General features: G+C 53.3%; 10 protein-coding genes and 1 other RNA gene. 8 read left to right on the plus strand and 3 right to left on the minus strand.

The window, feature by feature from the left end:
- The first annotated feature begins 2 nt into the window (after positions 1-2).
- Genes Q4E93_RS11510 through truB form a run of 3 tightly spaced genes read left to right on the plus strand, consistent with a single transcriptional unit; the run spans position 3 to position 3071 of the window.
- Positions 3-980, plus strand: a complete 978-nt coding sequence (locus Q4E93_RS11510; RefSeq protein WP_303585306.1) for an AAA family ATPase — start codon at positions 3-5, stop codon at positions 978-980.
- Positions 980-2320: a DUF58 domain-containing protein gene (locus Q4E93_RS11515; protein ID WP_303585307.1), complete on the plus strand. Its 1341-nt coding sequence runs from the start codon at positions 980-982 to the stop codon at positions 2318-2320. The genes Q4E93_RS11510 and Q4E93_RS11515 overlap by 1 nt, the downstream gene beginning before the upstream one ends.
- A gap of 46 nt (positions 2321-2366) precedes the next feature.
- On the plus strand, positions 2367-3071 hold the full coding sequence (gene truB, locus Q4E93_RS11520; protein ID WP_303585308.1) for a tRNA pseudouridine(55) synthase TruB: 705 nt from the start codon (positions 2367-2369) through the stop codon (positions 3069-3071).
- Here truB and tamL read toward each other — a convergent pair.
- A complete protein-coding gene (gene tamL, locus Q4E93_RS11525) occupies positions 3068-5389 on the minus strand; it encodes a translocation and assembly module lipoprotein TamL (RefSeq protein WP_303585309.1) in 2322 nt (773 codons plus the stop codon). The two genes, truB and tamL, sit on opposite strands and share 4 nt — an antisense overlap.
- Before the next feature lie 78 nt (positions 5390-5467).
- On the opposite strand from tamL, the gene Q4E93_RS11530 reads away from it, so the two are divergent.
- Positions 5468-6184 (plus strand): TrmH family RNA methyltransferase, encoded by a 717-nt coding sequence (locus Q4E93_RS11530; protein ID WP_303585310.1) that lies wholly within the window; start codon positions 5468-5470, stop codon positions 6182-6184.
- 107 nt (positions 6185-6291) lie between these two features.
- Here the strand turns inward: Q4E93_RS11530 and Q4E93_RS11535 are convergent, their stop codons facing one another.
- Positions 6292-7518: an ABC transporter permease gene (locus tag Q4E93_RS11535; protein WP_303585311.1), complete on the minus strand. Its 1227-nt coding sequence runs from the start codon at positions 7516-7518 to the stop codon at positions 6292-6294.
- A 74-nt stretch (positions 7519-7592) separates the two neighbouring features.
- On the opposite strand from Q4E93_RS11535, the gene Q4E93_RS11540 reads away from it, so the two are divergent.
- The 3 genes from Q4E93_RS11540 to fsa all read left to right on the plus strand — a co-directional run bounded on the left by Q4E93_RS11540 (position 7593) and on the right by fsa (position 9765).
- Positions 7593-8870, plus strand: a complete 1278-nt coding sequence (locus Q4E93_RS11540) for a type IX secretion system plug protein (RefSeq protein WP_303585312.1) — start codon at positions 7593-7595, stop codon at positions 8868-8870.
- Between the two features lie 83 nt (positions 8871-8953).
- Positions 8954-9053, plus strand: an RNA gene (gene ffs / locus Q4E93_RS11545) — signal recognition particle sRNA small type.
- 58 nt (positions 9054-9111) lie between these two features.
- A complete protein-coding gene (gene fsa, locus Q4E93_RS11550) occupies positions 9112-9765 on the plus strand; it encodes a fructose-6-phosphate aldolase (RefSeq protein WP_303585313.1) in 654 nt (217 codons plus the stop codon).
- Here the strand turns inward: fsa and cobA are convergent.
- A complete protein-coding gene (cobA, locus tag Q4E93_RS11555) occupies positions 9758-10555 on the minus strand; it encodes a uroporphyrinogen-III C-methyltransferase (RefSeq protein WP_303585314.1) in 798 nt (265 codons plus the stop codon). The two genes, fsa and cobA, sit on opposite strands and share 8 nt — an antisense overlap.
- A 190-nt stretch (positions 10556-10745) precedes the next feature.
- Here cobA and nirB point away from each other — a divergent pair, with 190 nt between their 5' ends.
- Entirely contained in the window at positions 10746-13250 is a 2505-nt protein-coding gene (nirB, locus tag Q4E93_RS11560) for a nitrite reductase large subunit NirB (RefSeq protein ID WP_303585315.1), read from the plus strand.
- Positions 13251-13272: the final 22 nt, after the last annotated feature.

The following is a 13272-nucleotide window of genomic DNA, read 5'->3' on the forward strand; positions in this document are numbered from 1 at the left end:
ATATGGAAGAAAATCTGTTTGAACAACGTACTGATCTGGGTGAATTGCAGCAGGCTGTCGGAGAGCTCAAGCGGGAGATAGGCAAAGTGATCGTAGGACAGGAGCAAATGATCGAATTATTGCTGGCAGGCATCCTGGCAGACGGACATATATTGATAGAAGGCGTACCCGGTGTGGCTAAGACACTGACGGCAAAACTGCTTAGCAGGGTGATCTCCGTGAATTTTTCCCGGATACAGTTTACACCCGACCTTATGCCCAGCGACGTCATCGGGACCTCCATCTTCAACCCCCGGGAAAACACTTTCCAGTTCAAGCCGGGTCCCATCTTCAGCAATATCGTGCTGATCGACGAGATCAACAGGGCGCCCGCCAAGACGCAATCGGCCCTCTTCGAAGTTATGGAAGAACGTCAGATCACTGTCGACGGTCAGACTCTCGTGATGGAGCCTCCGTTCATGGTGGTGGCGACGCAAAACCCTATTGAACAGGAAGGCACCTACCACCTTCCGGAGGCGCAGCTCGACCGGTTTCTCTTCAAGATCAATGTAGGTTATCCCACGCAGGAGCAGGAGTTCCGCATCGTATCCGATCACCACCTGGCGCGCACAGAGAACCGCCTGGACCGCGTTCAGTCCGTATTATCTCCGGCAACCATTGAGACGCTGCGCAAAAAAGTGCATGGACTGGTCATCGAAGAGAAATTGATACAGTTCATCACATCCATTGTGGCGGCTACCCGCAATCATAAGGCGCTGTACCTGGGGGCTTCGCCCCGGGCTTCCATAGGTATCCTGAACGGCTCCAAGGCCCTGGCCGCCATGCGGGGGCGGGATTTTGTCATACCGGACGACATTGTATATATCGTTCCTGCCGTATTGCGCCACCGGCTGGTGCTGGCGCCGGAAAGAGAAATGGAAGGAGCTTCAACGGATGATGTTATCAATGAGATCGTTCAATCCATCGAAATACCACGTTGATGATTAAACGATTTTATAAATCCCTGTTTTTTTCCCGCCGCTGGTATGCGTTGTGGGTAGGGGTGATCCTGCTTTTTATATTGTCCTATTGGATCAGCCTGCTTTTTGTCGTTTCCCAGCTGATAGCCCTGTTCATTTTTGTCGCGAGCACGCTGGACTATCTGGTCCTCTTTTCCCGTAAGCAACCCGTAGAGGTCCAACGCCAGCTGCCGGAGCGGTTCAGCAACGGGGATCATAACCCGGTGAAGCTGGTGGTGACGAACCAATACCCTTTCAGGGTGTCCTACCGTATCATCGACGAGTTGCCGGACCAGTTCCAGCGAAGGGATTTCCACCTGGACGGCGTCCTGAAGCCGGGCGAGACTATCGGGCTGTCCTACGGGCTGCGGCCGACGCAGCGGGGAGAATATGTCTTCCATGATATCAACGTTTATATAAAAAGCCCGTTTGGTCTCATCGTGCGACGAAAGGTCCTTCCCGCTGAAAAAATGGTGAGGGTGCTGCCGTCTTATTTCACCCTGCGGAAATATGAGCTCCAGGCATTTTCGAGCAACCTGGCCGAGAGCGGCAATAAAAGGATGCGCAAGCAGGGACAAAGCCTCGAGTTCGAACAGATAAAGGAATACGTCACCGGGGACGATATCCGGAGCCTCAACTGGAAAGCCACGGCCCGTAAGGGCGGACAGCTGATGGTGAATAACTTCACGGATGAAAAGAGCCAGCAGGTCTATTGTCTCATCGACAAGGGGCGCATCATGAAAATGCCTTTCGAAGGCATCAGCCTCCTGGACTATGCGATCAACGCGACGCTCATTCTTTCCCGGGTAGCGCTCATCAGGCAAGACAAAGCCGGGCTCGTAACTTTTGCCGATCAGATAGGGACCTTTCTTCCCGCCGGGAGAAAAGCCTTGCAGATGAGCAATATCCTGGATATCCTCTATAACCAGCAGACTAAATTCCTTGAGACGGATTACGAAAGGCTGCACGCCCTCATTCGCACCCGCATCACGCAGCGGAGCCTTCTCATACTATTCACCAATTTTGAATCCCTGTCAGGCCTCCAAAGACAAATGCCCTATATCCGGGCCATCGCCAGGAGCCATTTATTGCTGGTGGTGTTTTTCGAGAACACAGGTCTGCAGCAGGTGCGCACGTCCCCGGCAGAAGATATCGAAGGGCTGTATATAAAGACCATTGCCGAAAAATTCGCTTATGAGAAAAGGCTGATCGTCAAGGAGCTGAACAGGCATGGTATTGCCACTATACTCACCGCACCCGAGCACCTCACCGTCCAGACCGTCAACAGATACCTGGAAATAAAGGCACGTTTGGCGATTTGACTTCCGGCCGCCGGACCTGTGAACCGTTTTTGTACCTTTGCGCCCGATGCAACAAAACCATACAGACAACAATCCCTTTGCAGAAGGACAGGTAATGCTTATCGACAAGCCGCTGAACTGGACCTCCTTCGACGTGGTAAGGAAATTAAGAGGCATGGTAAAGACAAAAAAGGTGGGTCATGCAGGCACCCTTGATCCTCTGGCCACGGGGTTGCTGATCGTCTGCACGGGAAAATATACCAAAAAGATCAACGAATATATGGCGCAGGAAAAGGAGTACACCGGCAGTATTACCCTGGGCGCCACTACTCCTACTTTCGACCTGGAAAGCGAACCGGAAAATTTCAGGGATTTTTCCGGCATTACCCTGGAGATCGTGCAGCAGGCTGTCGTCGGGTTCACCGGGCTGATAGAGCAGGTGCCGCCCATCCATTCGGCCATTAAAAAGGACGGCCAGCGGGTGTATGAGCTGGCGCGAAAAGGCAAAGAGGTAAAGCTGGACCCGCGACCGGTGACCATCCACGTTTTCGAGATCACCGGCTTCCATCTGCCACTGGTGCATTTCCGGGTGGTTTGCTCAACGGGGACCTATATCCGAAGCCTCGCCAATGACGTGGGCGCTGCCCTTGGTTGCGGAGGATATCTCAGCAGTCTCTGCCGCACGCGCATCGGCTCCTTTCACCTGGAGCAGGCCATGAATATAGAAGAGGCGGGGAAATATATCCGGGAGCGACTGGCTGCCCTATCTTAAAAGGGATAGTTTATGCCCAGCTGGAACTGCCCGTCGCTGAGATGCATATCGTAGAACCACTTATCGCTGTTTTCCAGCCGCTGCGGATCTTTGAGCTTATAGGCCCAGTCAAATCGTATGAGGAAATAATCGAAATCCAGCCGGAGACCGGTGCCTGCGTCGACGGCTATCTCCTTGTAGAACCGGTTAAGACGGAAGTCGCTGCCCACGTCTCTCCCGGCGGAGTCGATCAGCTTGCGGTTCCAGATATTTCCCGCATCGGCATAAAAGGCGCTCTTCAGCTTGACGCCGAACAAAGTACCCAGGGGAAATCTATATTCGATATTGCCTTCCAGCTGTACATCCCCGAAGCGGTCGTATTTTGCATTTTCAGGCTTATCATAAAACTTGGAAGACCCCAGCCCCAGCTGCCGGATACGCCATCCCCGCATACTGTTTGGGCCCCCGGCAAAAAACGCTTTATAGAAAGGTAGGGTCTCCTCATACCCTTTGCCTTCCCTGCCATAAGCCCATCCCGCTCCGGCATAGGCACGCATGGCCAGCTCCGTCCTGCGCCAGTCTATGTGGTGGCTGTACTCTACCTCTCCTTTTATGAAACGCCAGAGATCTCCCTGGTCCACCTCCTTGATAAGTCCCAGCAATGCGCCGCTTTCTTCCAGGCTGATGCGCAGGAAATTGGTATGAATACCAATCTTTCGCCGGCTGCTGTAGATGAATTGTGTACCTACTACCAGCCCGCTGCGGAAGGCCAGGTTCAGAGAAGGGATGCTGTCCAGGAACCGCTGGAAGCTGTCCGTCTTGAACAGCTTCGTGTATTCCACGTTCAACGGATTGAGAATAAACGAGCGGTTGCCTCTTGTCCATTGATAGCCCCAGGACGCATTGAAGGATTGCACGGTAAAGAATTGACGCCTGTCCGTATAGGAAGCGTTGAGGTTGAGCACTGAGCGGAGGCTGTCCAGTCTCCGTTCCCGCCGTACGTTCCAGGGGACAATGAGACGGGGGATGGAGATGGTATGTGCGATGCTGGCCTGGGTGGTCTGGATGAGGTCGTTACCCAACTCTACCCCGGCCCTTAGATTGGTATTGGAAAGGACGGATTGCCGGAAAGTATTGCGGTTGCGCAGTCCCAGATTCACGCCCACACCGAAAAGGTTGCCTACGGTAATGATATCTGCGGTATTGCGGCTGGCTTCCACGCCCACGTTGAGGTTCTGTTTTTTATTGGGATAGAGGCGCAGGGCGACATCCAGCAGGGAATCCGCGGGGCCTTCCGTGCTGAAATTAATGGAAGCCTGGTCCCATGCGCCCATCTGGCTAAACCTGTTGATGGTCCTGTCGTAGTTGGATTTCCGGTACATGCGCTGCGGCCGGAGATATACGTTGTTGGCGACAAAGGAAGGCTTGAACCTGTCTGTGCGGGCGATGATGGTAAAACCTTTCGCGGTGCTGGTATCAATCGTGCTGATCGCGATAGTATCTTCCAGGATGGGCAGGTCCGGGAACACGGTGACATGCCCGATGTAATATCTTTTGATCCGGCTGGAGTCCCTGACGGGCCGCTGCTCCACCACTACATGGACCGTGGGGTGCTCCCTTTTTCTACGCAGCTCTTCCAGCAGGGCCGCCTGCTGAAAAGGGTCCAGGGTCGGATCGATAAGGCCTGCTACCACGGTGTCCTTGATGATGACCAGGTCTTCCTTGGAGAATTTATAGTAGCCATTGTCCTGGAACAGCGCAACCAGCCTGTCCAGCTCATCGGATAGGTTCTTATTGGAATAAGGCTGACCTCGCCGGAGAAGAGACTGACCTTTGCTCTGCAATGCCAGGGCCTGAAGCGCAGGCGTATGCAGGTCATACCCGATGGAATCCAGCCGCAGCTGTTTGCCGGGCCATACCCGGAATTCAATGCTTACCCTGAACTGATCCTTAAAAGGTTTTTTCCTCCGGACGTGGACCGTATCTATATGAAAGGTATCCCTGATCTGCGGCGTATAATAGCCCGACGCATTCAGCAGGGCCACCATATATCCGATGGAGCGGCGCACATTTGCAGAATCGAATGCAGGGGGATTGACCAGTTTTCTGTAAACGCCGGCGATGGAGGATTCCTGTGTACGGAGACTGTCGTCCAGCTGATTGAACAGGCGCAGGGTAAGATCCTTTTTTTCACCTCCCGGGATATCACCTTCTACTTTTATATTTGTGCTGTAGACAAACGGTTTTCCATACTGGTAGCCGGAGACTTGTTTGCCGGGCGTACAGGAAAACAGGAAGATCACCGTCGACAATGCAAATGCAGGGTAAAGGATGAACACACTAACTTGCCGGCGGTATAGCATAATGAGATTAAACAAACCCGGTCAGGGTTAACTTTTGTATGTAAACGAAAACCAATGCTGGTAAAATCGCAGGTCAAATATATTCAAAGTTTAGGCCAGAAAAAATTCCGGGATGAAGAAGGGGCATTTGTCGTGGAAGGTCCTAAGATGGTCAGGGAGCTATTGCAAGCTCCGAACCTGGCGTTATTGCACCTGTTTGCCTTATCTTCTTTCCGGGACGCGGGCGTGCCTTTCACCGAAGTAAAGGAAGGTGAGCTGGAAAAGATTTCTTTCCTCGCCACGCCCAACCAGGTCCTGGCCGTTTTCAGGAAGCCTGTCTTTGCCGCGCCGGATCACGACCATCGCGTCAGCCTGGTGCTCGACGGGATCCAGGACCCCGGCAACCTGGGAACCATCGTCCGCATCGCGGACTGGTTTGGCGTGGGCCAGGTGGTTTGCACCCCTGACAGCGCCGATGTCTTCAGTCCCAAGGCAATCCAATCGACCATGGGCAGCATTAGTCGTGTACAGGTGCTGTATGAGGATCCTCTCAGGTTGATGGACCTTCACCCGGACCTTCCCGTCTATGCCGCCGTGCTGGAAGGGAAAAGCATCTTCGAGCAGCCACGCGTCACGAAAGGCTGGATCGTCATCGGAAATGAATCAAAAGGTATCCGCGGGGAGCTGCTGCAACGCTCCACCCATCCCATTACCATCCCGCGCATCGGTGAGGCGGAATCCCTCAATGCGGCCGTAGCCACGGGGATCATACTATCGCACCTGGTGCGGTAGGAGCTGCAAGCTTCAAGCTACAAGCATCAAGCAGGACTTGTTAAGAGTTTTAACGCTTATTTGAGCCCACCTTGTAGCTTGTGGCTTGCAGCTTGTAGCTGTTCGCTTTAGCGGAATTGTATCGCCCTCGCCGGCTGCATCCGCCGGACCACCAGGGTAGGGATCGTCAGGATGAGAAAACAAATGAGGAAAGTACCGGCATTCACCGCCACAATATGCCACCACTCCAGCTTTACCACGGCTTTTGAGATGAAATAAGCGTCCTCCGGAAGGGTAATGAACCCATATTTCTGCTGCAGCCAGCAGAGGAGGAGGCCGCACCCGTTGCCGATGGCCATTCCGAATAAAGTTATGATGGCGCCCTGGTAGAGGAATATTTTCTGGACAGCGGAAGTAGGGGCGCCGATGGCTTTTAAAATACCGATCATCCTTGTACGTTCCAGCACCAGGATGATAAGGCACGTGACGAGGTTGAGGGTGGCTATCACGATCATGATCACCAGCACGATGAAGATAGTGAGGTCCTGCAGGTTCAGCCAATCGAAGATATTGGGAATGACTTCCTCTATGGTACGGCTGTTCCAGGCGTCTGGCAGCTGATTATAGATGGCGGAATTTACAGAGTCGGCCAGGCGATAGTCCTTGACAAAGACCTCGTATCCCCCGATCTGGTCAGGCCCCCAGTTGTTCAAACGCTGGATCAGCCGCAGATCGCCGATGGCGATCAGCTTATCAAAGTCCTCGATGCCAATTTTGAAGATCCCGGCCACCGTGAGGGACCTCACCCGCGTGCCTTCCTGCTGAATGAAATAGATCAGCACCTTATCGCCTACTTTCAGCTTCAGCTGGCTGGCCATGGAGGCGGAGATGTTGATCTCGTTGCTATACCCGCTGTCGGGAAATTGCACCCAGCGCCCGCTTTTCAGGAAGGCGTCCATGTGGCTGAAATCATAACCTTTCCGCACTCCTTTCAGCATTATGCCTTCGATGCCTTCAGGGCTCCGCAGGACGGCATTCTTGGTCGCATAGGCTCCGACGCTTAGTATGTTCCTGTTGGCGCGCAGGACCCGTCTTACCGTATCGTTCTCCGATATCGGTTGCTCCTCGGCAATGGCTGCCCTGTTAGGCGAGGCATATTGTACACGGATATGCCCCCACAGGCTGAAGATCTTCTGGCTGATGGTGTACTGGAATCCCTTTGTAAAGGCGAGTGTCAGGAGCATGGCCGCTATGCTGATCGCAGTTGCGGTGATGGCCAGCCGGATGATAAATCGGGAAAAAGATCGTTCCCGGTTGAAAGCCACGCGCCGGGCGATAAATGCTGCTACATTCAAACATTATAGTTTAAGGCCAAATCTATAAAAGTTTTTTCCAATTTTGTGTTACATTGTTCTGCAATTCTTTTCCCATGAAGCACCTCCTCCTGTTTTTCTGCGGTAATCTGCTCGCCATCTTCGCATGGGCGCAAGCTCCGGACTCTATCTATGGGCCTAATATCAAACTGCCACAGCTCTACCAGGCAGGCAACCAGTTGGGCTATCCCGTCCTGCAGCTGAATGGCAACGACCAGCTGGAGCTTCATTTTGATGACCTGGACGGAGACGTGAAGAATTATTACTACACTTACCAACTATGCAACGCTGACTGGAGTCCTGCCGTTGTCAGCGTATTTGACTATATCAGGGGGTTTGCGCAAACGCGCATTTCCAATTATCAGCTGTCTTCCGTAGCGCTCACGCGCTATACGCATTACCAAGCCTTGCTGCCTGATGCCAATTGCGTGCCCATCCATTCAGGCAATTACCTGCTTAAGGTATTCCTGGACGCAGACACTTCCAAACTGGCTTTCACCCGGCGTCTGCTGGTGCTGGACAAAAAGATCAGCGGCGGAATGCAGCTGCTGCAGCCCCTGGATCCTGATATTGCACATACGCATCAACGTCTCCTGCTGAAATTGAATGTGGCCAGCGTGAATCCTTCCAACGCCCTGGACCAGATCAGGGTAGTGATCCTGCAAAACTATCGATGGGACAATGCCCTGCGTAATATCAAGCCCACGTTCTATGTCAATAATGTCCTGGATTATAACAACAATGAGGACGGCATCGTATTTGCCGGCGGAAGTGAATGGCGTTGGCTGGATCTGCAGAGCTTTCGTTTCCAGAGCGACAGGGTGCAGAGCGTCAACTACGGCAAGCGGTCCACCGAGGTCCTGCTCAGGCCGGATGGCGATAGAAGCCGCCAGCCCTACCTGTTCTACAAGGATTATAATGGATCCTGGTTCTCGCAGACGACGGAAAGCATCAATCCCTATTTCCAGACGGACTATGCCACCGTCCGTTTCTATTTTGTACCGGCTGATCGTTCTCCCTGGCCCGACAAGGATCTGTACCTGCTGTCCCAGTTTACCGGTGGCGGCCTGAACGATTCCACCCGGCTGGTGTTCAACGCTGAAAAAGGAAGATATGAAACATCCTTCCTGCTAAAGCAGGGATTCTATAATTATGCATATGTCACGGTAGACAGGTCGGACCCCGCCCGCAAACCATCCTTCGAGTTCACGGAAGGCAATCACATAGAGACGGAGAACACATATACGGTTCTCGTTTATTACAGGGCCCTGGGTGCAAGAGCGGATGAACTGGTGGGCGTTTTGTCAACCAGCAGCCTTAATACCTTTCGATGAAAGATGCATCTTTTGCAATAAAACAGGCTAAAAGTTTTTAAATATTTAAACCATCGTTACCTGTTTATCCGTATCTTTGTGGCCGGCAAGTCTTATACGACCAGCTCCCGCTGAACCCCCCCAGGGCCGGAAGGCAGCAAGGGTAAGTGGTCGCAGCGGTGCGATGTAAGTAACTTGCCTTTTTTTATTTATACCCGGGCCTCCAGGGCCCACTGCTCCGATAAAAGATAAATTTAATACCATGAAGTTTTTTATTGACACTGCCGACCTGGCACAGATCAAAGAAGCAAATGACCTAGGCATTTTAGATGGCGTAACCACCAATCCTTCCCTCATGGCCAAAGTAGGCATCAAGGGCGAGGCGGCCGTAACCAACCATTACAAGACGATCGCAGAGATGGTAAATGGGGATGTAAGCGCAGAAGTGGTGTCCACTGAATTCAAAGAGATCGTAGAAGAAGGAAAGAAGCTGCATGCTATTCACCCCAACATCGTGGTGAAGGTGCCGATGATCAAGGACGGTATCAAGGCATTGAAATGGTTCTCCGATAATGGCATTAAGACCAATTGTACTTTGGTGTTCTCCGCCGGTCAGGCAATCCTGGCCGCCAAGGCAGGTGCTAACTATGTTTCTCCCTTCATCGGCCGCATCGACGACAGCAACTGGGATGGTGTAGAGCTCATTGCCCAGATCGCACAGATATATGCAGTGCAGGGCTACGAAACGGAGATCCTGGCCGCTTCTATCCGCAGTGCGCTCCATATCGTAAAATGTGCCGAAGCGGGTGCAGATGTGATCACTTCTCCCCTGGAACCCATCCTGGGCCTGTTAAAACATCCGTTGACGGATATCGGGCTGGCTAAGTTCCTGGCCGATGCAAAGGCGTTTAAATAACTTTTAGTTGTTGCAGGCCATTGGCATCCGCAGGATGGCTGATGGCCTGCATTTTTATATCCATGCCCAGCGCTACGACAGGCCCTATGACGATGATCGAAGGGTGCGTCAGCTGATGGATAGACGCCAGTTCCGGTAGTTGCCGGACGACTCCCCGGGCCATTTTTTCTTCAGGCAGGGATGCCTGCCTTATAATAGCCGCAGGCATTGCTCCCAGGCCCGCCGCCTCATAAAGGGCTGCTATCTCCTTTAATTTTTTCATTCCCATATAGATCACTACAGTGGCTTTGCTCTTCATGGCCAATGCCAGATCGGCTGAGAGATCACCGTCCTTTTTTGTACCGGTGATGATCCAGATGCTCTCGCTGACATGCCGGTGTGTAAGGGGGATGGCTGAAAGACCAGCCGCCTGCATGCTGCTGACTCCCGGTATATATGATACGGCAATCCCATGCTGGCGGGCAAAGACGATCTCCTCGAAACCCCGGCCAAAAATAAACGGATCTCCGCCCTTCAGGCGGATCACCCTTCCGGCGGCAAATGCTTTCTCCTTTATTAAAGTATGGATGGTCTCCTGGGGCGTATAAGCGCCATAAGGCAGCTTGCCTACATAAATTTTTTCACAGTCGGGATGCGCCCAGTCCAGCAAGGCAGTGTTGGCGAGATTGTCATATAATATGACCGGCGCTTCCTTTAAGATCCGGTAGGCTTTTAGCGTGATCAGCTCCGGGTCGCCTGGACCGGCGCCTACTACAATCAATTCCGGATTATTATTATAAATAATGTGCATATGATATATATCATACAAATTAGGCAAAAAATCCAGTCGTGGCAATTATTTTATTATATAAATAATATTTATTTGCAAAAAAAGTCATATAATTGTATGGAAGTATTACATGTGAAAATAGATAATACTTGCACTGACTGCTAACGTTTGCCTGCCATCCAACCTGGGGATTCCCCTTAAAAATGATCATATGAGCAGCTCCAACAAACCCGTGGTGGTTGTCATCGGCAATGGCATGGTGGGCCATAAGTTTTGTGAGAAATTGATGGCGGCCTCGCCTTCCTTCCAGATCGTCGTCTTTGGCGAAGAGCCCAGGCCTGCCTATGACCGGGTGCACCTGAGCGAGTATTTCAATGGCAAGTCGGCCAATGACCTGAGTCTTTCCATGGCGGGCTGGTTTGATGCAGAACAAGACATCGTGTTGCATGTAGGCGATCCTGTCAGGGAGATCGACAGGACGGCAAAGGTCATTCACTCGCGAAAAGGCATTATCCAGCCTTATGATTTCCTGGTGCTGGCCACCGGCTCTGCCGCCTTTGTACCGGACATTCCCGGTATTGAGAAGCAAGGTGTGTTCGTTTACCGCACGATCGAGGACCTCGACCTTATCAGGGCCTATGCGAGGGAGGCCCGCAACGGAGCCGTGATGGGGGGCGGCCTCCTGGGGCTGGAAGCCGCCAAGGCATTGCTGGACCTGGGAATCTCCCATCCCCATGTCATCGAATTTGCATCCCGCCTCATGCCCCGGCAGATAGACAGCGCCGGTAGTCATATACTGGAGGCGCGGCTCAAAAAATTAGGATTGCAGCTCCACCTCAACAAGACTACTCTTGCCGTGGAAGGCGAGGGTAGGGTCAAATCCCTGCGGTTTGCGGACGATACTTCGCTGGACCTGGATATGCTGGTCATTTCCGCGGGTATCCGTCCCCGTGATGAGCTGGCGCGGCTGGCCGGTCTCCAGGTAGGCACCCGGGGCGGCATCCTGGTGAATGAGAAAATGCAGACCAGCGACCCGCAGATCTTCGCCATCGGGGAATGCGCCCTGGTAGCGGGCATGGTCTATGGTCTGGTGGCGCCGGGCTATGAAATGGCGGATGTGGTGGCAGCCAATCTGGCCGGAGGGCACAAAACGTTCACCGGCTTTGATATGAGCACCAAGTTGAAGCTGATCGGCGTGGATGTGGCCAGTTTCGGGGACGCTTTCGTCGGCGAGCCGGACAGCAGGACCATTGTATTCGAAGACAGGCACAAGGGCATCTATAAACGCATCAATATTACGGGTGATGGGACACGTCTGCTGGGAGGCATTCTCATTGGGGACGCCGCTGCCTATAATATGTTATTACAGACCGTCAATAACCGATTGCCCCTGCCCCCGGACCCGGAAGACCTGATCCTTGGGAGCCGGGGCGGCGCCGGATCCGGCGCTGGTGTGATGGACCTGCCGGACGATGCCCTGATCTGTTCCTGCGAATCCGTCACCAAAGCCGCCATCTGTCAGGCAGTGTCGGAAAAAGGCATCGAAACCATCGATGGCATGAAGAAATGCACCAAAGCAGGTACGGGCTGCGGCGGTTGTGTGCCCCTGGTGAAGGACCTCATTGCCGGCGAACTAAAAGCCAATGGCCGTTATATCCGTAATGTGATCTGCGAGCATTTCGACCAGTCCCGGCAGGAGCTGCTGCACCTGATAAAGCTGCATGACGTGAGGACCTACGACGAAGTGCTGGGCCGCTGGGGGAAGGGCGATGGTTGCGAGGTATGCAAGCCGGCGGTCGCCAGCATACTGGCCAGCTGCTGGAACGACAATATTCAGCAACAGGCGGTCATCCAGGACAGCAACGACCGTTATCTCGCCAATATCCAGAAAGGCGGCACCTATTCAGTTGTGCCCCGCATCCCGGGCGGGGAGATCACCCCCGAAAAGCTCATCGTACTGGGAAAAGTCGCCAAAAAGTACCATCTCTATACCAAGATCACAGGCGGTCAGCGCATCGACCTCTTCGGCGCGCATGTAAGCGACTTGCCCGATATCTGGGAAGAGCTGATCGCGGCAGGGTTTGAAAGCGGACATGCCTACGGCAAGGCCTTACGAACAGTGAAGAGCTGCGTCGGCAGCACCTGGTGTCGCTTTGGCCTTCATGACAGCGTCAGCTTCGCCATCGAAGTCGAGGAAAGGTACAGGGGTATCCGGGCTCCCCATAAGATCAAGGGGGGCGTCAGCGGCTGTATCAGGGAATGTGCCGAGGCGCAGAGTAAGGATTTCGGCATCATCGCGACGGAGAAAGGATGGAACCTGTATGTCTGCGGCAACGGCGGCTCCAAACCCCAGCACGCACAGCTGCTGGCGACCGACATCGACCAGGCCACGGTCGTCCGCCTGCTGGACCGGTTCCTGATGTTCTATATACAGACGGCCGACCCGCTGACGCGCACAGCCACCTGGCTGAATAAAATGGACGGCGGTATGTCCTATCTGAAGAACGTGGTCGTTGAGGACAGTCTTGGCATGGCTGCGCAATGGGAGGAGGAGATGCAGGCGCTCGTGGATAGTTACAAATGCGAGTGGAAGGAAGTAGTGGATAACCCGGCCCTCCGGCAACGCTTTGTCCACTTTGTGAATGCCCCCCGGAAAAAGGACCCTACCGTGGCATTCGACAGTATGCGGGGGCAGATAAAAGCAAAAGAGTGGTAAATATCATCTTATAATTTTTCTC

The sequence above is a fragment of the Flavitalea plasmicola genome, from assembly GCF_030546645.1.
In the GTDB taxonomy this organism is placed as follows: domain Bacteria; phylum Bacteroidota; class Bacteroidia; order Chitinophagales; family Chitinophagaceae; genus Puia.

Coding starts and splice junctions, on each gene's coding strand:
- Q4E93_RS11510 (WP_303585306.1), top strand. CDS start 3: ATGGAAGAAAATCTGTTTGAACAACGTACTGATCTGGGTGAATTGCAG.
- Q4E93_RS11515 (WP_303585307.1), top strand. CDS start 980: ATGATTAAACGATTTTATAAATCCCTGTTTTTTTCCCGCCGCTGGTAT.
- truB (WP_303585308.1), top strand. CDS start 2,367: ATGCAACAAAACCATACAGACAACAATCCCTTTGCAGAAGGACAGGTA.
- Q4E93_RS11530 (WP_303585310.1), top strand. CDS start 5,468: ATGCTGGTAAAATCGCAGGTCAAATATATTCAAAGTTTAGGCCAGAAA.
- Q4E93_RS11540 (WP_303585312.1), top strand. CDS start 7,593: ATGAAGCACCTCCTCCTGTTTTTCTGCGGTAATCTGCTCGCCATCTTC.
- fsa (WP_303585313.1), top strand. CDS start 9,112: ATGAAGTTTTTTATTGACACTGCCGACCTGGCACAGATCAAAGAAGCA.
- cobA (WP_303585314.1), bottom strand. CDS start 10,555: ATGCACATTATTTATAATAATAATCCGGAATTGATTGTAGTAGGCGCC.
- nirB (WP_303585315.1), top strand. CDS start 10,746: ATGAGCAGCTCCAACAAACCCGTGGTGGTTGTCATCGGCAATGGCATG.